This is a genomic window from Leptolyngbya sp. ST-U4 (assembly GCF_039962215.1).
In the GTDB taxonomy this organism is placed as follows: domain Bacteria; phylum Cyanobacteriota; class Cyanobacteriia; order Elainellales; family Elainellaceae; genus Leptolyngbya_A.
On sequence record NZ_JAMPKZ010000001.1, the window covers coordinates 354,697 to 376,261 of the forward strand.

Below are 21,565 nucleotides of genomic sequence, written 5' to 3' on the forward strand. Positions count from 1 at the left end.
AAGAACTGTATGACCGTATTCAAAGTCTTGCGGCTGAGAATAGTCCTGACTTTGAATGAAGTTGTGATTTATCTATTGCAGCAGGCAGTCCAGCCCAGTAAACAGAGAAGCGTTCAGGAACCTGTTCAGGAGGGATAGACAGAGCCGATGGCGGAGATTTTACAAAGAATTCGTAGGGCGTTGCTGAATCGAAATATGAAGACACAACTTGAGACCCTGCATCGCCCCCTATTCATCTCAAGACAAAAGCAAAGTAAGTAACCTACTAAATCACCCGCAAATTCGATCGCTGAATAACGGGACGACCGCCTAGTTTTGCAATCAGCACTTGATTTGCCTCGCCGCTGCCGTCAACATCGAAGAACAGGGAACCTTTGTTGTAGATAAAGCGATCGTTCCCATCCTGTGCCTGGCTACCCAAAACGAACTGGCTAATACGCACTCGACCTCGACGCACCTGTCGTCCAAAACTGCGGCGACTGATCAAAATAGTGTCGTCTTTGCTGTTGAAGTCCGTGATCACATCGCGGTTTGACTTCTGAGAGCTGGTAAGGATGAACCTATCTTTTCCTTTGCCGCCCGTTAGCCGATCGCGTCCTGCGCCTCCGTCTAAGCGATCGTTATTGTCGCCGCCAAGGAGTCGATCGTTCCCCAGTCCACCTGTAAGTTCATCTTCGCCGCTTTCGCCAACCAGCATATCGTTGCCGTCGTTGCCCAGCAGGAGATCGTCTCCCAGCCCGGCACTCAGGAAGTTGTTCAGCCTGTTGCCAACCAGACCGTTATCGAGAGCGTTGCCTGTTCCCGTTAGCGCGCCTCCGGTCAAAATCAGATCTTCAATGTCCTTGGGAAGCGTGTAGCTAATTGCGGCAGAGACGGTATCAAAGCCGCCGTTCTCCAGTTCGATCGCTTGATCGCCCGAACTATCGATCACGTAAACATCATCACCTGTGCCGCCTTCCAGGTAGTCCTCCCCGGCGCCGCCGTCTAGGCGATCGTTGCCTCCGTTAGCAATCAGGCGATCGTTGCCGTTACCTCCAGACAAGCTATCTGCATCCGATCCAGTAATGACGCCGTCGTTTGCGTTGCTGCCGATCAGGGTAACACTGCCATTGAAGCCGCTCCAGTTAAACTGCTCGAAGTTGGTGATTATTGTGTTGTTGACAAGAACGCCGCTCACCTGATTGGTGGAATTGGCAATCTCAATGCGGGCGTTGCCTGTGCCATCGGTCAGGGTCAGCGTGTCGATGCCTGTGCCGCCGTCGATCAGGTCGTTTTGCTGAAGGTTTGCCAGCGTGGAAATTACCGTGTCGTTACCGTCCTGGGCGTTGATGCGATCGGTCGCAGGAGTGGTGACCAGTGCCGGATCGCCGATGACCGTACCGTTGTTGAGCCGGATGCTCGTCATCTGGATTGTGGTTTGAGCGGCGTTACTCAGGCGAGTGCCATCGCTGACCCGAAACAGAATCACCCGCGTGGTCATATCCGGGGCAGGGCTGGAGTTGTGATAGCGAATGCGCTGAATCGCTTTAACATAGCTGCTTAAAGGCGCAGAACCGCTCAGGTTAAGCGTTCCCCTAGGGCGATCGTAGCTGGCACTCAGCCCAGTTCCGGCAACATCCACAGACAACATCTCGCTGTTGGGATCAAACAAATTCGAGATTCTGATTTCGGCTCTAGTCAACACGGTACTATCAGAATCCGTGAGTTGCGTTTCATTAGAAGCAACGGCAACAGGCTGACCCAAAATGACAAACGTGTTGCTAAAGTCGTTTCCGGCTCCTCCGCCGTTCAAATCAACCACTGGAGGTGCAACGCTTTGCTGAAACTGCAAGTTAATCCTAGCCGGATTGCTGCTTGTGCCATCGCTCACCGTAATCAGCGCCGATCGACCCTGAGCCGTGGGCTGTTGGCTGCTGTTGAGATAAATAATCGATCGCAACGCCTGCTGATAGGTATCCAGTGCAGCCGTGCCCGCTAGAGTCAGAACGCCGATCGCCGCATTGAAGCTGCCAATAATGCCATTTTGGTCGTTAAACAGCAGGTTGTCTTCGCCCGGCATATAGCCTTCCAGCGCGATTGTGGCTCCATTGAGCGTGGAGCTATCAATATCGGCAATCCCAATTGCGGCATCGAGATTGATCGCCCGGTCGTCAACCGAAAAAACGACGGATGAAACCGAAGGGGTGACGATTGGCGCATCGTTACGCGGCGCAATCTGGATGGTGCGGGTAGCAATCTGGCTGGTGAGCGCACCATCTCTGGCAGTGAACTGAACGATGCGATTGGTGGTGTTGGGGGCGTTGCTCGTGTTAGTGTAAGCAATCGATCGCAGAGCATTTTGATATGTACTGACCGCAGCGGTTCCTTGCAGCATGAGCGTTCCGGTTGCCGCGTCGAACTGTCCGCTAATGCCGTTTTGATTGGTGAAACTTAGCTGATCCTGCTGCGGCACGTAGTTAACGATTTTTACCGACGCACTGGACAGGGTTTGGCTATCGACATCGGTCAGGCTCAGGGTTGAATCGATTACCACTGCGCCCGCATCTTCCTGATAAGCAAGCGTACCCGTATCGGGTGTAATGATCGGAGCTTCGTTGACGTTGTTAACTTCAATCTGGAACGTGCGGGTCAGGCTCAGCCCTTCGCTATCAGTAACGGCAACCTGAATCGAGTAGGTTTTCTGAGTCTCGTAGTCTAGCGGATTTTTGACCAGCAGCCGATCGCCCGCAATGGCAAAGGCATTGTTGTCTGCCACATTCGGAACCAGACTGTAACGAAAACTGCCGCCTTCCGCATCGACTGCTTTAAAAGTGCCGATCGGTGTATTGGGCGAGGCGTTTTCATCGACGGTCGTTCCTTCAAGGGTCAGACTGGTGGGCACCTCGTTCTGATCAGTGACGGTAATAATGAGCTGCTGCGTCTTCTTCAGTCCACCGAGATCGGTTGCTGTGATATTGAGCGCGATCGTAGGGGTGGCTTCGCGGTCGAGGCTGATACCGTTTTTTAACTTCAGGCTACCCTGGTTATCGATCTCAAATCGATCGTCGTTGACCTGATAGCTGAACTGATCGTTTTTGTCTGGATCAACGACCTGAAACTGCCCGACGATCGCTCCTGCCCTGTTTTCTTCAACTCGATCGTTCAGCAGGCGAATTTCGGTGGGGGCTTCGTTGATATTGGTAACGTTCAGCGTAATCTGCTGCGTGAAGCTTTCCGCCGGATTCCCGTTGTCGGTTGCCGTAATATTCAGGCTAAGTTTGCCGTCTGTTAGTTCTTCATAGTTGAGGCTTTGTCCTGCCTTCAGCTTGAGATTGCCCTGGCTATCCACCTCAAACCGGACGGAATCGCTAACCGTAAAGGTAAATGCTGTGCTATCTGCGTCAGTTGCGGTCAATCTACCGATCGTTGCACCCGCACGGTTTTCTTCGATCGTACTGGGAGATAGCTGAATTCCAGTCGGGGCTTCATTGACGTTGACTACCTCGAGCGTGAAGGTTTCCGATCGGGTCAGTCCTTTGCTGTCGGTTGCTGTGACCGTGACCTGAATGGGAGCGGAATCTTCAGAATTGAGGCTGAGCCCGTTTTTCAGCTTCAGATTGCCCTGGTTGTCAATCTCAAATCGATCGTCGCCGCTGAGTTTGAGGGTTATCGTATCGTCTTTATCAGGATCAGTCGCGGTCAACTTACCAACGATCGCCCCTGCACTGTTTTCGGCAACGCTTTTGTTCTCTAGATTGATTGCGCTGGGAGCTTCGTTGACGTTGGTAACGGTAATCGTGAAAGGTTTGGTGAGTTTGCCGACAGGTTGACCGTTATCGATCGCCGTAATGCTCAGGTCTAGTTTGCCGTCTGTGAGTTCCTCATAGTTGAGGCTTTGTCCCTGCTTCAGTTTGAGTTTGCCATCCTTTACCTCAAAGCGATCGTCGCTCACTTTATAGGTGAACTGATCACTATCAGGGTCGGTGACTACGACATCACCAATCGTCGCGCCTGCTGCGTTTTCTGCAACGATATTGCCTTGTAGCGTGATATCAGTTGGTGGCTCGTTCAGGTCTCGCACCGTGATCGTGAAGGTTTGGGGCGCGCTGCTTAAGCCGTCGCGATCGGTGCTGATGATTTGAATCTGGTAGCTGGACTTGGTTTCAAAGTCGGGCGATTTCCGGATGCGAAGCTGATTATTTTCGATCACGAAGGCAGCATGATCGCCAAAGCCGTCTACGAGTTGGTAGGTGAACGCTTCGTTGAGATCGGGATCGATCGCGCCCAGTGAGCCAACAAGGCTATTGTCAGGAATGCCTTCGTCAATCTCGACTGAGCTGAGGGTAACGGCAGTGGGAGCTTCGTTGACATTCGCAACGTTGATTGTGATCGGCAGCTCGGTTTTTTTGGATGGATTACCATTGTCGGTTGCAATGAGTGCGATCGTCAGTTTGCCGTCTGTTAGGGTTTCATAGTCAAAACTGATTCCAGGTTTGAGCTTGAGCTGATCGCCCTCGACCACAAAGCGATCGTCTAAAACACCGTTAACCGTAACCGTGAGCGTGACCGTATCTTGTAGATCGGCATCTGAAAGATTAATCGTACCGATCGTGACTCCTGAAACGTTTTCGGCGATCGCCTGAGCCGGGGTAAAGCTTAAAACTGGCGCGTCGTTGAGGTTGTTGACCTCGATCTCAAACGACTTGGTAAACGACTGTGCCGGGTTGCCGTTGTCGGTTGCCGTGATTTGCAGCGTTAGCTTTTTCTCGGTTTCATAATCGATCGACGCATCCGGCTTTAGCTTCAGGTTGCCCTCTGCGTCTACCACAAAGCGAGCGTCATTGATGGTAAACGTGTGCGTATCAAAGCGATCGGGATCGGTGACCTTCAGTTTGCCAACGATTGCACCCTGAGTTTCTTCATTGATCGTTGTGTTGTCAAGCTCGATCTCAGTAGGGGCCAGGTTGAGCCGCTCGACCTGAATGATGAACTGACGGGAAATGCGTTCATCACCGCGATCGATAGCAGTAACCGTTAGCGTAATCTCTTCAGTTGTATCGGCATCAAGGCTGACCCCATCCTTCAGCTTGAGTTTGCCGCTATTCTCGACGAAAAAGCGATCGTCGCTTACTTCATAGCGGAACTGCTCATTCTTATCGGGATCAGTGACTTGCACCAGACCCACTTCCGCGCCAGCGACCTGCTCGCTAATCGTAAGATTCGACAATCCCAGATTAGTGGGGGCTTCGTTAACATCAGTGACTTGAAAAGCGATATCCAGCGTTGTGGTGCGCTCTGGCGTTCCGTTGTCTCTTGCCGTAACTACGAGGGAAACCGCACCATTCGTCAGAGTTTCAAAATCGAATTTTTCACCCGGTTTTAGCCTGATCTGCCAAACGTCTCCGGCGACAGGGTCAATCTGAAAGCGATTGTCGCTCAGCTCCAGGGTGAAGGGGTTGTTTTCTGGGTCTCTTACCGTTAGTGTGCCGATCGCGATTCCCTCATTGTTTTCAGCGATCGACGCAGCCGGAGTAAAGTCTTTTAGAACGGGCGCATCATTGAGATTGTTAACATTAATCGTGATTTGCTTGGTGAATGATCCCTGTGGATTGGCATTGTCCTTTGCAGTGATATCGAGGGTGATGGTCTGCTGGGTTTCAAAGTCAACCTTTACATTGGGCTTGAGGCGAAGATTACCCTCGCCATCCACCATAAAGCGGGCATCGTTAGGGAATTCAAACGTATGAAGATCACCACGATCGGGATCAACGACCGAGATTTTGCCAACGATCGCCCCGTCTTCATCTTCATTGATTGTGTTTGTTGCAAGCGTGATATCAGTAGGCGCAAAGTTAACCGGATCGACGGTAATTTGAAACGTCTTGGTAATTTCCAGCTGACCGGGGTCGGTCGCAGTGATTGTGAGATTAATCGTCTGTCTGTCGTTGATATCGAGCTGGGCAGTGTCTTTCAGCTTCAGCTTGCCGTTTCTGACCTCAAAGCGATCGTCGCTGCTGAAGTCGTCGCTGCTGAATTTGTAAGAAAAGGTATCCCCCTCATCAGGATCAATAACGGCGATCGTGCCAATCTCTGCACCAAACTGCTGCTCGTCAACCGATAGACTGCCGGGCGTGATCGTGATGTCAGTTGGAGCTTCGTTAATATTCTGAATGAAAATGCTGAACTCGCTCGTAACCGAACGATTCGTAGAATCTGTTGCTGTAATTTTGAGTGGGATTGGTCCTGTTGCAGTTTCAAAATCGAGCAGTTTTCCTTCTGCAAGCTGAAGCTGATATTTCCCCTCAACCTCAACGATGACAAATCGATCGTCGTCCAGGGTAAACGTGTGAGTTTGGCTATCTTCATCGTCAACCGTGACCGTTCCCACAACCGCATTAGGCGTTGCCTCGTTGACCTGATGGGGGTTTGTAGGGGTCAGGGTAATGTTCGTTGGTGCACCGGGTTCCGCGACCCGAACCGTTACCAACCTGCGAGTTTCTAGCTTTTCGGGACTTTGATCAGTGGCAATTACCTCTACCGTGACTTGTTGCTCAATTTGATAGTCGAGGCTTTCAGTGTTCTTGAGCTTTAACTTCCACACGCCGTCGATCTGGACTACTTCAAACCGAGCGTCACTAACCTCAAAACTTGGGATTGTGCCTTCTGGATCGATCGATATAACAGTACCAACGGTTTCACCTGCTTTCTTGTTTCCGACGCTGCGTTGTTCGGTAATACTCAGCGATGGAGCTTCGTTGACGTTATTAACGTTGATTTCAAAGACGCGATTGAGGGTTTTACCATCGCTGTCTGTTGCCGTAATCGTCAGGCTGAGTTTACCGCCGACCAATTCCTCATAGTTAAGGCTTGCATTGTCACTCAGCTTTAACTGCCAATCGGCACCAACTTGGACGATTTGAAACCGGGGATCGTTCACGCTAAGCGTCAGAGTTGGATTATCGGGATCGGTTGCCTTCACCGTGCCGACGACTGCGCCCTTCACCTCTTCGTCAATCGGCTGTGCGTTCTCTAGCTGAATGTCGGTTGGCGGCTCGTTTTCATTCAGAACGTCGATCGTCAGCGTTTGATCAGAATACAAACTGCCATTGTTTTGATCGCTGGCACGAACTATGACACTGATTGTTGGAGTCGCTTCGCGATCGAGTTTAACCCCCGGTTTAAGCTTCAGGTTATTTGTCAGAGGGTCGATTTCAAACGGGCTGTCACCCACGAGCGAGAAATTCTGCGGATCACCTTCTGGATCATTCGCAGACAATTGACCGACGATCTCCCCCGGCTTATTCTCTACAACTTTGTTATTACTGAGGCTGAGGTTGATTGGAGCTTCGTTAACGTTTGTAACCGTAATCGTCACTGCTTGCCGCGACTCCAGGCTTGGATCCTGGCTATCGGTGGCAATAATGTCGAAGGTAATTTCCTTTTGGGTTCCCAGTGCCTCATAGTCCAGACTGCGACCGGCTTTGAGCTTCAGGTTTTTGGTGGAAGGGTCAATCTCAAACCGATCGTCCGAGACGGTTAAAACTGGCGTCGTGCCATCGGGATCAGTTACTTTTACTGTGCCAATAACCGCTCCTGGGGCATTCTCTGCAACCGTCCGGCTCCCCTCAAGCTGAAGGTCAACTGGAACTTCGTTGACATCATTGAGCGTGATTGTGAGTTCCTGCGTTGTAGACTGCTCTGGTGTGCCGTTATCGGTAGCGGTAACGCTAATTTTGAATGATCGGCTCAGCGGGTTTTCAAAGTTGAGGTTTGCTCCGTTTTTGACAACAATTTGGTTGCCGCTGAGTGCATAGAATTCGTTCTCGGCGATCGAAAAACGAATCGTCTGATTCTGATTTGTGTCTGGATCAGTCGCGCTGAGCGTCCCCACGACCGTTCCGCCCGGAGTATTTTCGTTTAGCTTGTCGTTGCTAAGCGTGATGTTCGTCGGGGCTTCGTTAACATCAGTCGTTCGGATCGTGAATTCTTGTGTCGCCTCCAGGTTGGGGTTGCCGTCATCTCTCGCCGTGACGGTCAGGACGATCTCTTTATCGTTATCATTCTCAAAATTCAGCGATTGCCCTGCTTTGAGCCTGAGTTGAGTGCCAAAGACTTCAAAGCGATCGTCCCCACTGACGGTGTAGGAAATGCTGTTTCCTTCTGGGTCGGTTGCTGAGAGTGTGCCGATGACGGCGCCAATGCTATTTTCTGCAACCTGAGGCGGAGCAGGAGTCAGGGTGATATTGGTCGGGGGGGTGTTGTCTGTGGGGGTTATGATCGAATAAGCACGTCCAAATACGCCGTCCTCACTGCCATCATTGCGTGTCCAAACGGCTGCAAAATTGTTGTTTGACGCAGCGATCGAGCTATAGCTTCCAGCCGGTGCGCCTGCATCAAGGCGAAACTCACTGCTTGTAGAATTGACCGGGCTACTGATGAGCGGGTTACCGTTAGCATCAAAGCGACGGGCATAGATACCCGCTCCCTGATCCCCTGAAGCGGATGACCAGGAAAGGATAAACTTCCCGTCTGCCGCCATCGCCACCATAACGTCCTGCTGGCTGCCCAACAGGTTTGTATTTGCCTGCTGCTCTGTAGCGGTTAACGCTGTTCCATTTCGGTCAAACCGACGGTAATACACATCCAAACCGCTAAACGATTGGGGATCCAGGCTCGACCATCCCACCACAAATGAGCCGTCTGCTGCCATTGCAACTGACGGTTTGCGCTGGTCTCCCGCAGCCAAGGAGTTAACTTGAATCCGATCGCCCTGCGCGATGCCCTGTGCGTTAAACCGCTGAGCAAAAATGTTGTAGCCTGTCGTGTTGCTCGTGTCGCTGTTATTTCTCTGACTGCTCTCCCAAACCACGACAAAGCTGCCGTCGTCTGCCATGGCGACCGTAGAGTTGAGCTGACTGCCTGTAGTTTGTAAATTGGCTGGGTTAACGGATGTAACCGCAATGTCACTACCCTGCGCCACCCCATCTCTGTTATAACGTCGGGCAAAGACTCCCAAGCCGTCGCCGTCCTGTCCGACACTTGTCCAGGTGATGACGAATCCGCCGTCGTTGGCATCGCTAGCATCGTCATCCCGATCGCTGGCAACAACCGAGCTGAGCTGCTGATTAAAGGGTTCTGAGTTGACGCGAAACTGAGAACCGCTCTTTTCACCGTTGCTGGTATAGCGTTGAGCATACACACCAAAGCCCGAATTGTCATCCTGAAAGCTGCCTGCGTTGCTAGACCAAGTGACAATAAAGCCGCCTAACGCATCAATCGCAACCGAAGGCGCAGTCTGATCCCCTTTGGTAATCGTATTGACTAGAAATTCATTTCCTATTGGGGTACCGTCTGCGTTGTAGCGACGACCATACACCCCTGTTTCGAGGAAACTCGTCGCATCATCCTGACCTGTACTCGACCAAACCACAACAAACGTGCCGTCTGCCGCCATGGCGATCGATCGCGTTGAGCGAGCGAGCTCGGTGCTGGTGTTGTCAAACACCCCTTCACTGGGATAGGTGCTTTGATACCCGTCGGTAGTGTTATTAACTGGAAATTCTGCACCTGCATTAACCTGCATAATCGTGTCTCGCTCACAACTAGATTTCCCCTTCCCAGAGACTACCCACGCAGGCTGTTACAGTTGCAGAAACAACATACTTTCCGTCAGTTTTACGGATACCCAATCTTGTCGGGAAAAAGTTGTGGGATCAGGCTATGATCAGAGATTGTTTTAGAATGCCGCCCTACAACTGTCAAACGGTTTTCCCTCCAGAAACGATCTCTGCAAGCCAAACTTTCAACAAAATTTCAACGTTATGAAGCACACCTTATCCGTACTGGTTGAAGATGAAGCGGGCGTGTTAACCCGAATTGCCGGACTGTTTGCCCGTCGCGGTTTCAATATCGAAAGTCTGGCAGTTGGTCCTGCCGGGCAAGATGGAATTTCTCGGATCACGATGGTCGTTCCGGGCGATGACAATATTATTGAGCAGGTGACAAAGCAGCTTTATCGCTTAATTAATGTGATCAAGGTGCAGGATATTACTGAAGATCCCTGCGTAGAGCGAGAACTCATGCTGCTAAAGGTAAATGCAACCAGCTCAAATCGATCGGAAATCATTGAGCTATCGCAGATCTTCCGGGCACGGGTTGTGGATGTGGGTGAAGACGCGCTGACTCTGGAAGTGGTAGGCGATCCGGGCAAGATTGTGGCAATTCAGCAAACGCTGAGTCGTTTTGGCATTCGCGAAATTGCGCGGACTGGAAAAATTGCTCTGGTGCGCGAATCGGGCGTTAACACCGAATATCTGAAGTCGCTAACCGAAGCAAAGGTTTAGGTCGTTTGACTTACTCGATCAAGCCTTGTTATTTCTGCTGAAATCCTCCAATTTCTGCCAGCGTATAAAGCGGTCTGCCTTTTACTTCTTCATAGATTCGCCCGATATATTCGCCCAGAATACCGATACAAATAAGCTGAACCGCTCCCAGGAAAAATATGACCACGGTAATGGCAGCAAATCCTGTCAGGGGTGAGTTTGGCGCAAATAGTCGCCAGTACAGCACTAGCACTGCCATCAGCAGGGACACTGCCGCCGCCGCTAATCCCAAATAGGTGGCAATCCGCAATGGCACCCTGGAGAAAGACACCAAGCCGTTGATTGCCAGTGCCAGCGATTTGCCAAAGGTGTATTTTTCCTTTCCGGCGTAGCGTGGGTCGCGCTCAAATAAAATTGCCGTTTGGCGAAATCCTGTCCAGGCGCGTAAGCCGCGAATATAGCGATTGCGTTCGGGCATAGCATTCAGTAGAGCAACGACCTGACGATCCATCAGGCAAAAATCGCCTGTATCCGTCGGAATTTCAACATCGGCAAGGTGGCGCAGCACACGGTAGAAACCAAATGCCAGCAGCCGCTTCAGCCAGTTTTCACGCCGTCTTTGGGTACGCTGTGCATATACAACCTGATAGCCCTGCTGCCAGCGATCGACCATCTGCGGGATTAGTTCAGGCGGGTCTTGCAAATCGGCATCCATCACCACGATCGCCTCTCCTCGCGCAAAATTGAGTCCGGCAGTGACAGCAATCTGATGCCCAAAATTGCGGGCAAGGCTGAGATAGCACACTCGCGAATCTTGCTGGTGCAGTTCTCGCAGCAAATAGAGCGATCCATCGCGGCTGCCGTCATTAATTAAAATAAACTCGGCTTCCCCGTCCAGGGATTGCACCATACCGCTCAAGCGGCGATACAGCTCAGCAATGTTTTCTTCCTCGTTGTAAATCGGCACAACCAGGGAGTATCTGGGAGCCATAGCACTTACTTGACGGCAAACTGAATAGCACTTACTTAATGGCGACAACTGCCAGGTTCCAGGCAAACCGCTTCATGCCGGGAATTTGCTTGAGAAGGCGATCGATTTTTTCCAGGCGATCGTACGTCTTCTGAAGTCGCTGATGCTCAATAATGATTTTCTTCCAGTAGCGTTCGGAGTTCGGGTGGACTTTTTCAATCAGATAAAACTGAAGAAAAATCCACAGCGTTGCAATCCAAAACGTATCGTAGATCGTTCGACCAAACAAATCATCAATAAAGCGAACCAGATTGATATCCAATGGCGTTTCGTCCTCGGTTCGCACTTTGGTTGCCATTCGCCGATACACATTAATTACAGGATTATGCTTTAACGGGTCCCAAAAGCACATTACCCCACCCGGTTTAAGCACTCGATGAATTTCTCGAATCGTCAGCTTCGGATTCGGAATGTGGTGCAGCAGATTCGAGGCATACACAATGTCAAATGTATTATCGGGATAATCGATCGCCATCGCGTTAATGACTCGCCCCTCGATCGCCACCCCATTCGACTGCGCCAGCTTTAACGCCACCTCCACCATTCCTGGCGAATAGTCTGATGCCACGCAACGCGCTCCGCGACTGGCGAAATAAACGCTGTTTTCCCCGGCTCCGCAGCCCAGATCGAGCAGCAATCTACCCCGCACGTTCCCGATCTGCTGAAGAATAAACCGATTTTCAGGAGCAGTGCAAGCTTCAAAATAATCCCGAACCCGAATGCCCTCGACATCGATCAGGGAGGCCCAGCGATCGTGAAATTCCTGCTCTTTTTTTAGAATTTCATCTTTCAAGATTTCGTCCTGCATTGGTTTGTCTCACAGATTCGCCTAAGCTCAATTCAGGAGATTGGAGAAGGTTTGAACAACGATGGCTGTGAACTGCCCCCTAGTTCCCGATTCTTAGGAAAGCTGGGGCAATGTAGAACCTCTAAACCTTGCCATCCACCTCTTGTTGGACAAAAACCAGCAAAAAGGGTAGGTTTCTCCAGACAGCATATCACTGTCAAACCTACCCCTCGTAAATTTCGGACTGTTCAAATCCCCAAAATTCCCAGAATTCTGAAAATCCAGAAAATTTAATGATTAGCCTGCCATCCGCTCCAAAATTCGCTGCATAATCTGCATTCCCGTCACAGCCTGCCAGCCAAACAGAGCTACCAGCACCACGTTCAGCGCAATGTGTGTAACTCGTGCCCAGTCCTGCCCTTTCTGCATAAACGGCGTGAGCGAAGCGGAAGTTGCAATCAGCCCCGTCATTCCCAGCCCTGCGAGCAAATGAGGACCGAAAAATAGCTTACCGTTGTTAATATAGGTCACTGCCATTCCGCCGATCGTCCCAATCACCATCAGCGACAGCAGCACTGCCCCGTACTGATGATGTCGAATGTTGTACCGACCCTTCAACAGTTCTTTTTTCTCGTCGCCTGTTGCAGTGCGGGCACGTCGCCACTGAAAGCCAAGATAAGCGGCATAGACAGTGGCAGCAAACAGCACCCACATCAGCACAGGATGTCCAAACTGGCTCCAAACCTTGATCGACTCCGGGATCTCCAAGCTCATAACGTGTGAGGTTAATTGAATTAACAAAATCTTTATAAAAATTAGCATACCGTTATCCTGTACTGGGTTGAGATCAATCCCCAAAACCGGATTAAGTAAAAGTTAAGCGTTTCAGACGGGAGGGTGTGTGGGATGTCCCCAACAGAGATAGAAGCTGCCTTGCGGCTTGCCTTTGGCGAATGCCTTGCTGCCGGATGCCCTCTTGATCCAATTCAGCAGGAGATTTTGCTGCGGGCCCTGCTCGATAAATTGACTCAGGGTGAACAAACCGAGTCCCAGCGAACCGATCGGTCAGTTGCCTCTACAAATCCCCTGGATAATCTCACGCCAGAACAGCGGCGCACGCTTCTGCGCTATATCAAGGAGCAGAATCAACAGAACCGAGCGTGGAAAGCTCAGCTCTTAAATGACTGGCTACAACAGCAAAACTCTGGAGAAATTCAGTTTGTTCGCACCGAGTACGGGCTTGCCTGGCTAGAGCAGATTCAGCCAGTTCATATTGCCGCCTATGCTGACGAAGCAGCGATTGCGCTCAGGGTGGGCGATCGAATCGAAGTCTCTAATGGGCTGTGGGAATGGGTGCAGGAAAACGGACCTTGCAGCCGCGAATGGATTCCTTGCACAGTCATTGGTTTACGGCAGGACGGTAGCCTATCTCACGCAAGCTGCACTGTTCGCTTCGAGAACGGCTTGGAATACGAGATTCAAGGCATTTATGAATGGAATCGGTATAACTGGCGATGGCAGCAGGAGAAGTGAGGGGGTGAGGGAATAAGGCGGAAGGGTGAATGGTGGGGATGGATGGTGGATGAAGGGGTGAATGAGGGCAGGTTTTGCCGAAATTTGTGGGTGTGGGTGGGCAGTTTCTAAGCTCAAAACTAAATTAAAGAAGGGTACGCCGGAACGCACCCTGTGAAAATTGAAGAATTTGCCAATGCAGTGAGTCTTGCGATCAAACTCACTGCTTAGCCTTTAATACTAGGACTTCGACGGTACTGGAGACTTGCGCTTGATCGGCTTTGAACGATGACCATCCGGACGAGAATCATGGCGAGAATCATTTCTCGGACCACGGCGCGGTCTGGGTTCGTCAACGATCGGCTCCTCGACATAACCCTGATCGACGCGCATCCAGCTTGGGCGAATCTGATCGTACGCCATTTGCAACGCAGCCGCCGCGATCATGTTTGGCTCAAACTCTTCAGCCAGCTGAGCGATGATCGGCAGGAAGGATGCCATCCGCTCGCCAGCGAGGGCTTCGCGCAAAGTACCTTGCAGCTTTTCCAGGTGGCGGGCTTCGATCTGAGCACGAGTGGGGATCGTACCTATTTCTAAGCGTTGGCGAATGTGATGCTCGATGTCCCGCAGCTTGCGCTTGTCAAGCGAGTGAATCAGCGAAATTGCTGTCCCTTCTTTGCCTGCGCGTCCGGTACGTCCGATTCGGTGAACATAGCTTTCGACACTGTCAGGTAGGTCGTAGTTAATGACATGAGTAAGATCTTCAACGTGCAGACCTCGTGCCGCAATGTCAGTGGCTACAACCCAGCGTACCTGACGCTGACGGAACCGCAGCAAAAGCCGCTCCCGCTGAGACTGGCTCAAATCGCCGTGATATTCATCAACGCTGTGACCTGCTGCTTGGAGTTGGCGTGTCAGCTCCGCCGCAGCCTTCCGGGTACGGACAAAGATGAGTGCCGATTCCGGGTCTTCCATTTCCAGGATAGGCTGCAAGGCACGCGCCTTGGTCCAGCCTCGCGGAACGATGTAGGCAATCTGATTAATCCGGGTGGGAGCCGCTTTAGGCTGCTCAACCGTGACGGTGACGGGCGATCGCAAAAACTTCGTTGCCAGTTCCCGAATCGAGGGTTCCATCGTGGCGGAAAAGAAAGCGGTCTGCCGCTCCGCCGGAGCCTGGCTGAGAATTCTTTCAACGTCCTGGATAAAGCCCATGTTCAGCATTTCGTCGGCTTCATCCAGCACCAGGAAGCTAAGCTGCCGCAGGTTCAGGTCGCCTCGCTTCAGCAAATCCAGCACGCGACCGGGCGTACCCACCACAATCTGACAACCGCGCTGAAGCCGACGAATTTGCAGATCGATCGCCTGTCCGCCATAAATAGGCAGAACGTGCAGACGGCGATCGTGGTTCAATGACCGAATTGACTGGTAAACCTGAAGTGCCAGTTCACGGGTCGGGGTAAGGATGAGAGCTTGCACTGCTCCGTTATTTAAATCAATGCGCTCTAGCAGAGGCAGCGAGAAAGCAGCGGTTTTACCTGTTCCCGTTTGCGCCTGACCGACCACATCTCGCCCGGAGAGCAGATGGGGAATTGCCTGCGCCTGAATCGTAGTGGGAACGGTGAATCCTGCCTTTTCGAGATGGCGAACTCCTGCCTCTGATAGACCTAAGCCGTTGAAAGAAAGCGTCATTAAGACTCCTTAAGACTTTAGAAGTTTGAAATTTGAAATAGGAAATTAACGATGAACAGAGACACGATCGAACGCGCCTCGGAGTTGGGTTGTCGGATCTGCGACACGACCGTAAAGGTCATACACATCAGCATCTGCAATCACAACGGGAACGATCGTCCCCAGCCGCGCTTCACCCTGGACATAAACCAACCCATCAACCTCGGGGGCAAAACGAGCCGATCGCCCGACGAGTTCCCCAGTGTCAGGGTTTTCCTGTTCGATTAAAACATCAACAACCTTGCCGATTTCAGCTCGATTCTTCCGGAGAGAAATCGGTTGCTGAAGGGTCATGATGGCATCTCGGCGATCGTCCATCACCTCTTGGGGAAGCTGGTTTGACAGAGTGTAAGCCGGGGTTCCTTCTTCAGGGGAGAAAGTGAACACGCCAACGTGATCGAACTCATGCCGCTGCACAAACTGCCGCAGATGCTCAAAATGCTCGTCCGTTTCGCCAGGAAAGCCGACAATAAAGGTCGTGCGAAGGACTGCGTCGGGCAAAGCAGTTTTAATGCGATCGATAATGCCGTCATTCACCTGACCCTGCCAGGGACGATTCATTGTCCGCAGCACTTCCGGGTGGGAATGCTGAAGCGGCAAGTCAAGGTAGGGCAACACGTTTGGCGTTTCCTGAATCGCCTGAATGACCTTGGGAGTTAGTCCAGTCGGATAGGCATAGTGCATCCGAATCCAGGGAATTTCGACCTTACCCAGTGCCCGCAGTAGTTCCGCAAGTTTGGGCTCGCCATAGAGATCCAGTCCGTAGTTCGTGGTGATTTGAGAAATCAGGATGATTTCCTGGACACCTTCTGAGGCAAGTTGCTGAGCCTCTGCCACGATCGACTCGATCGAACGCGATCGCTGATTACCACGGAGATGGGGAATAATACAAAATGCACAGCGATAGTCACAGCCTTCGGCAACCCGAAGATAGGCAACGCCTTCTGTCGTGGTGCGATAGCGGGGCATCGTTTCGTCAGCGATAAAGGTCGGCTCCTGCGAGATTTCCTTCACCCGTTCACCGGATGCCGTACGCTCGATCACATTCACTATCTTGTGATAGTCACCTGTTCCCACGATCGCCACCGCTTCGGGGAGAGCATCGAGCAATTCCTGCTGAAAATGCTGCGCCATGCAGCCTGTGATTACAACTTTTTTATTTGCTTCTGCCAGTTCAACCAGTGTACGGACAGACTCCTCCCTGGCGGCCTGAATAAAGCTACAGGTGTTAACAATGACGTAATCGGCAAGCTCCTCGTTGGAATCTACCTGATAGCCTGCCTGAACCAGCAGACCGAGCATGTGCTCTGAGTCAATTCGATTTTTCTCGCAACCCAAATGAGTGATTGCAATGGTTGGCTTTTCGCCCATGCAGTTATCCGTATAGGTGAGACAGGTGGTAAGTTAAGACAAACAGAACAGTCTTAGCAGCGAGTGTGGCGATCGCGTCATCAACGGACTGGACGTTTGCCTCCCTGTACACTTGATCTAGAAGCAACTAAATCGCCTTCACTATCCTAGCGCGTCCTCTGCACAAATGAGTTGAATCGCAGAGAAAAGAACGGATGAGTAAAGCTGAACCTGCAACTAGAGCAATGCGCGTACGCCGTGAATTGCAATCGCGTAGCGAATCTGTATCTGATAATAATCTTAACATAGATAGATTTCAATTTGTTAACGCGAATCTCAAACTTTGCTCGTTCTGAGGAGAGTTCCCGTTTGAGGCTCAATTGGCTGTTAAAGTAAGTCTATGGGGCGCAGTAACTCGCGCCATTTCTATGCCTTCTATTCCGCCGAGTCCGGATTTAGCAAAGACCTGTGGACTTATTACAGACTTTTAAGACAGCCAATCCCATCATCGGTGTGGTTCACTTACTGCCGCTGCCCACTTCTGCCCGATGGGGAGGCAGCCTCAAAGCCGTTATCGATCGTGCAGAACAGGAAGCGACTGCTCTGGCATCGGGCGGGGTTGATGGCATTATCGTTGAAAACTTTTTTGATGCGCCCTTTCCTAAAGATACGGTTAATCCGGCGACAGTGAGCGCGATGAGTCTGGTCGTGCAGCGACTCATGAATCTGGTGACGCTGCCGATCGGCATCAACGTTCTGAGAAACGACGCTCTAAGCGCAATGGCGATCGCAACCTGCGTTCAGGCACACTTTATTCGCGTCAATGTGCTGACTGGGGTGATGGCAACGGATCAGGGCTTGATTGAAGGACAGGCACACCAGCTTTTGCGCTATCGGCGGGAATTGGGCAGCGATGTCAAGATTCTAGCGGATGTGCTGGTGAAACACGCTCGTCCCCTGGGTTCTCCAAATTTGACCACTGCGGTGCAGGAGACAATCGATCGCGGCTTAGCCGACGGCGTGATTCTATCTGGATGGGCAACGGGAAGCCCCCCTAGTCTGGAAGATCTGGAGCTAGCAAGTGCAGCAGCAAACGGTACGCCTGTGTTTATTGGCAGCGGCGCGAATTGGGAAAATATTCCTCGCCTGATTCAGGCAGCTGATGGCGTCATCGTCTCCAGTTCGCTCAAGCGGCGGGGACAAATTGATCAGCCGATTGACCCAATCCGCGTCAGTCAGTTTGTCGAGGCAATGCAGCGCAGCCTGACAGCGAAGGGGTCGGCTCAAACCGTTTCCTCAATGCCTGTACGTTCTTAGAGAAAATCCTTGACAAATTCAGACTCATCCTTAACAGATTGAGCCAAAATGGATGAGTCAAGTTGAGTAGGTTTGGTGCAAGTGACACGATCGAGAAGGGGTTCTATGAGTAGTCGTCGCCGTCAAGCTCCCTGGATTCACCGCAATTCGCGTCTATTAATTGCCGCTGTTGCGATCCTGGGTGCACTCAACACGGGATACATTACTGCAACGAAACTGTTTGGCGGAGAAGCTGCCTGTCCGACGAGTGGCTGTGAGCAGGTTTTATCCAGCCCCTATGCCTATGTGTTTGGTGTACCGCTTTCGCTATTTGGGCTGCTGGCATACATCGGAATTGCAGGGTTTGCTCTAGCTCCGCTAACTGTGAATCCTGATCAGAATAAGCCGCTTCGAGCAACACTTGAGAACTGGACCTGGCTGCTGTTGTTCATCGGCTCAACTGCGATGCTGGTGTTTAGCGGCTATCTGATGTACATCATGGCGAGCCAGTTTGTTGCTGTTTATGGAGCAGGGGGGATTTGCTACTACTGCATTGCCTCGGCACTGTTCGCGCTGACACTATTTGTGCTGACGCTACTGGGTCGCGCCTGGGATGATGTCGGGCAGCTATTGTTTACGGGAATTATTGTGGCAATGGTAACGATTGTGGGGACGCTGGGCGTGTATGCCAACGTAGGCGGTTCTGCGACGGCTGACGCATCCAGTCAATCGGGTCCGGCAATTACTTCCACATCTGGTCAGGCAGAAATTGCGCTGGCAAGGCATTTGAAGAGCATCAACGCGAAGATGTACGGCGCATACTGGTGTCCGCACTGCCACGACCAAAAACAGCTTTTTGGTCAGCAGGCATGGCGAGAAGTGACCTATGTGGAGTGCGCTCCTGACGGGCAAAATGCTCAGCCTGATCTTTGCACAGCCCAGCAGATTGAGGGCTATCCGACCTGGGAAGTTAACGGTAAAAAGCTTTCTGGAACCCAAACCCTCCAGCAGCTTGCTGAGGCGTCGGGCTATCAAGGACCTACCAACTTCCAGATCGGTGGCTAAAAATACGATACAAACTCAATTCGAGTCAAATTTAAGGGGGCTGAGTGCCCCTTTTTTAATGCCGATCGTCTCTTATTTCTTGCATTCTTTCTTGTTTCGGCATTGGTGAATGGAAATAGGATTTAAGGTAGCCTGCAAAGGTAATTCGCAAATTGCCCTACACCCTGCAAACTTTCGCCCGCTAACGCTTCGTTTGACTTAGGGGCTGAGTTGGAGCGTTGGCATCATGAATGATCGAGTAGGAAGCATCTGCAATCTGGTTTCTGGCAGTCCGATAAGCAATCGTCCCAATTCCGGCTACTACAAAGGCGAGCGTGGGTGCAACACCAGGAATCCACAGGTAGTAAATAAACGCAACACTGCTGGCTCCAGCGATCGTGCCCAAACCAATCAGGATACCTGCCCCTAGTTTAAGCGGATGGCGTACTGTCCAGAGCAAGACACTGCCGATCGCTGCCCAGCCTCCAATCCAAAGAATTTCGCCCCAATCGGGTAGCGTGCGAAATAGCGAAACCTCATCCAGCACACTGCTCAAAATTTGGCTAACAATTTGAGCATGAACCGTTACGCCTGCCATTTGATGCTCGGTTGCTGTCCCGGCGCTGAAAGGCGTATAAAACAAATCTTTGCCGCTAGGAGCCGTTGTGCCAATCAGGATAATTTTGTCCTTAACCAGGGTTGGGTCAAGCCTGCCTTCAAGTACATCGGTAAAGGAAACAGTTTGCGTCGGACGTTGAGGCGATCGATAGTTCAGCAACATCTGATAGCCTTCAGCCACTTCATTGCTCTGATAGCCGCCAAAACTGTGCTCAAGTGGAACAAAATCAGTTTTGCCAATTTGCATTACTGCGGCATCAGGCGGGAAATTAGGGCTAGCTTGCGGCTGGATGCTTTGAGCAGCCAAATACTTCAGCGCGACCTGCAGGGCGAACGAGGGGTAGGTTCCCTGCGGCACTGAGCCAAACAAAAGGCTGCGACGCACCACATTATCTGGATCGATCAGCAGATCGTTAAACCCAACCTGCTCTGGGGGTAAACTGGGCGGCGGCGGAATTTCGATCGTGCCCCGATCGCCAAACTTCATAATTGCGATCGTTCCCGTTTGCTGAAGCTGCTGCATCAGTTCGGCATGACCAGGTTCCTGCGGCAGTTCGCGATAGAGATCCATGCCAATCACGCGGGGATTTGCGGCGGCAATATTTTGAATGACCTGTGCCATATCACGATCCGATGGCGTAGCACGCTGAAGCTTTTGCAAATCGGCTTCTGTGATCTCAACCGTGAGCAGCCGGGGATCAGTGCCGGGATCAGGACGCAAGCGCATCAGGTGATCGTAAACCGCGAGTTCAGGGGTTTGTAGCCAGCCCAGATGCTCAGCTCCGGCAATCAGCCCCGTAACGGTGAGCGTTGTTGCCAGGAAAAGTTTCCAGCCAGAGCGCAGTCGATTGCGCCAGGTTTGCTGGGCATCGCGAGGTACATAGCGATAGTAGCCACTTGAGCCGTGCAGAGCTGTTCCACCCCTGGAATAGTCGGATAAATAAGAGTCTGCGAGCAAGGCAGAGGGCAGCATGGTCTGCTCAGACGAATCAAACTCGAAAAGCTCCTCCTTGAAAGAAGCATCTGCCATGTGCGCCAAGGCTTGCCGCAGCTCTGCAACAGACTGATAGCGATGGCTGAAATAATAGCGCACTAAACGCGTGAGAACCGCCTTAAAACCGGGGCTGATCAGGGGCGACGACCAAACCAACTCACCGCTATCGCTATCCATTGTCATTTGGGTGGGCTGACAGCCAGTAAGTGCCTGAATAACTGTCATGCCCAGTGCGTATAGGTCGCTGCAATAGCGCGGTTTACCTGCAAGCTGCTCGGCAGGCGTATAGCCCGGTGTACCAATGCTAACCGTGAGAGCTGATCGTTCTGGATCATTGCGGAGCTGGGACTGAATTTCCTTGACCGCGCCAAAATCAATCAGAACAAACTTGCCGTCCTCCATTCGCCGAATCAGGTTGGCAGGCTTAATATCCCGGTGAATTACGTTATGGTTGTGGACAAATTCAATCACATCCAGGATATCGTGCAAAAAGGCGATCGCTTCGGCTTCTGTCCAAGGGCGATCGAGCAGTTCTCGGCTGAGAGACTTACCCTCAATAAATTCCTGAACCAGAAAAAACTCGCCCTCTTTTTCAAAGAAATCGATAAACGTGGGAATCTGCGGATGTTCTCCCAGTCGTCTCAGAATTTCTGCTTCGTTTCTGAACAGGCGACGAGCGGTTTCTAAAAAATGATTGTCAGTATTGCTAGGCTTAAACTGCTTGATAACGCAAAGAGTTTGATTCTGCGATGATGGATTTTCGCCCATCAGCATTTCTGCCAGGTAGGTCTGCCCGAAGCCACCCGCTTCTAAGACTGCGATAATTTTGTATCGCTCTTGTAGCAACTGCTCCAGCATCATCGACCTAACGCCCGTCACTCCTTGATTTTGGCACAGATTTCCGA

General features: G+C 51.5%; 11 protein-coding genes. 4 read left to right on the forward strand and 7 right to left on the reverse strand.

Annotated elements, in window-relative coordinates; translation table 11 throughout:
- Window positions 1-265: 265 nt before the first annotated feature.
- On the reverse strand, window positions 266-9,562 hold the full coding sequence (locus tag NDA02_RS01535) for a cadherin domain-containing protein (protein ID WP_348254302.1): 9,297 nt from the start codon (window positions 9,560-9,562) through the stop codon (window positions 266-268).
- Window positions 9,563-9,800: 238 nt separating this feature from the next.
- Between NDA02_RS01535 and ilvN the strand changes: the two genes are divergently transcribed.
- The gene (gene ilvN / locus NDA02_RS01540) at window positions 9,801-10,322 is read left to right on the forward strand and encodes an acetolactate synthase small subunit (protein ID WP_190794116.1); all 522 of its coding nucleotides are present in this window, start codon (window positions 9,801-9,803) and stop codon (window positions 10,320-10,322) included.
- A gap of 28 nt (window positions 10,323-10,350) precedes the next feature.
- On the opposite strand, the gene NDA02_RS01545 is transcribed toward ilvN, so the two are convergent.
- The 3 genes from NDA02_RS01545 to NDA02_RS01555 form a co-directional block, all read right to left on the reverse strand.
- A complete protein-coding gene (locus tag NDA02_RS01545; protein ID WP_190794117.1) occupies window positions 10,351-11,292 on the reverse strand; it encodes a glycosyltransferase family 2 protein in 942 nt (313 codons plus the stop codon).
- A gap of 31 nt (window positions 11,293-11,323) precedes the next feature.
- The gene (locus NDA02_RS01550) at window positions 11,324-12,124 is read right to left on the reverse strand and encodes a class I SAM-dependent methyltransferase (RefSeq protein WP_190794134.1); all 801 of its coding nucleotides are present in this window, start codon (window positions 12,122-12,124) and stop codon (window positions 11,324-11,326) included.
- A gap of 291 nt (window positions 12,125-12,415) precedes the next feature.
- Window positions 12,416-12,892: a DUF4079 domain-containing protein gene (locus tag NDA02_RS01555; RefSeq protein WP_190794118.1), complete on the reverse strand. Its 477-nt coding sequence runs from the start codon at window positions 12,890-12,892 to the stop codon at window positions 12,416-12,418.
- Window positions 12,893-13,024: 132 nt separating this feature from the next.
- Here NDA02_RS01555 and NDA02_RS01560 point away from each other — a divergent pair, with 132 nt between their 5' ends.
- Complete coding sequence (locus NDA02_RS01560; protein WP_190794119.1) at window positions 13,025-13,651, forward strand: hypothetical protein; 627 nt, start codon at window positions 13,025-13,027, stop codon at window positions 13,649-13,651.
- 219 nt (window positions 13,652-13,870) lie between these two features.
- Here NDA02_RS01560 and NDA02_RS01565 read toward each other — a convergent pair whose 3' ends face one another.
- Window positions 13,871-15,319 (reverse strand): DEAD/DEAH box helicase, encoded by a 1,449-nt coding sequence (locus NDA02_RS01565; protein ID WP_190794120.1) that lies wholly within the window; start codon window positions 15,317-15,319, stop codon window positions 13,871-13,873.
- Window positions 15,320-15,364: 45 nt separating this feature from the next.
- Complete coding sequence (rimO, locus tag NDA02_RS01570; RefSeq protein WP_190794121.1) at window positions 15,365-16,729, reverse strand: 30S ribosomal protein S12 methylthiotransferase RimO; 1,365 nt, start codon at window positions 16,727-16,729, stop codon at window positions 15,365-15,367.
- Window positions 16,730-17,176: 447 nt separating this feature from the next.
- Between rimO and btpA the strand changes: the two genes are divergently transcribed.
- The gene (gene btpA / locus NDA02_RS01575; protein ID WP_190794122.1) at window positions 17,177-18,025 is read left to right on the forward strand and encodes a photosystem I biogenesis protein BtpA; all 849 of its coding nucleotides are present in this window, start codon (window positions 17,177-17,179) and stop codon (window positions 18,023-18,025) included.
- Window positions 18,026-18,130: 105 nt separating this feature from the next.
- Entirely contained in the window at window positions 18,131-19,069 is a 939-nt protein-coding gene (locus NDA02_RS01580; protein WP_190794123.1) for a vitamin K epoxide reductase family protein, read from the forward strand.
- Between the two features lie 181 nt (window positions 19,070-19,250).
- On the opposite strand, the gene NDA02_RS01585 is transcribed toward NDA02_RS01580, so the two are convergent.
- A complete protein-coding gene (locus NDA02_RS01585) occupies window positions 19,251-21,539 on the reverse strand; it encodes a CHASE2 domain-containing protein (protein ID WP_190794124.1) in 2,289 nt (762 codons plus the stop codon).
- Between the last annotated feature and the right edge of the window lie 26 nt (window positions 21,540-21,565).

Excerpts from the sequence above, each read along its gene's own strand:
- NDA02_RS01535 (WP_348254302.1), bottom strand. The coding sequence starts at position 9,562 with ATGCAGGTTAATGCAGGTGCAGAATTTCCAGTTAATAACACTACCGAC.
- ilvN (WP_190794116.1), top strand. The coding sequence starts at position 9,801 with ATGAAGCACACCTTATCCGTACTGGTTGAAGATGAAGCGGGCGTGTTA.
- NDA02_RS01545 (WP_190794117.1), bottom strand. The coding sequence starts at position 11,292 with ATGGCTCCCAGATACTCCCTGGTTGTGCCGATTTACAACGAGGAAGAA.
- NDA02_RS01555 (WP_190794118.1), bottom strand. The coding sequence starts at position 12,892 with ATGAGCTTGGAGATCCCGGAGTCGATCAAGGTTTGGAGCCAGTTTGGA.
- NDA02_RS01560 (WP_190794119.1), top strand. The coding sequence starts at position 13,025 with ATGTCCCCAACAGAGATAGAAGCTGCCTTGCGGCTTGCCTTTGGCGAA.
- NDA02_RS01565 (WP_190794120.1), bottom strand. The coding sequence starts at position 15,319 with ATGACGCTTTCTTTCAACGGCTTAGGTCTATCAGAGGCAGGAGTTCGC.
- rimO (WP_190794121.1), bottom strand. The coding sequence starts at position 16,729 with ATGGGCGAAAAGCCAACCATTGCAATCACTCATTTGGGTTGCGAGAAA.
- NDA02_RS01580 (WP_190794123.1), top strand. The coding sequence starts at position 18,131 with ATGAGTAGTCGTCGCCGTCAAGCTCCCTGGATTCACCGCAATTCGCGT.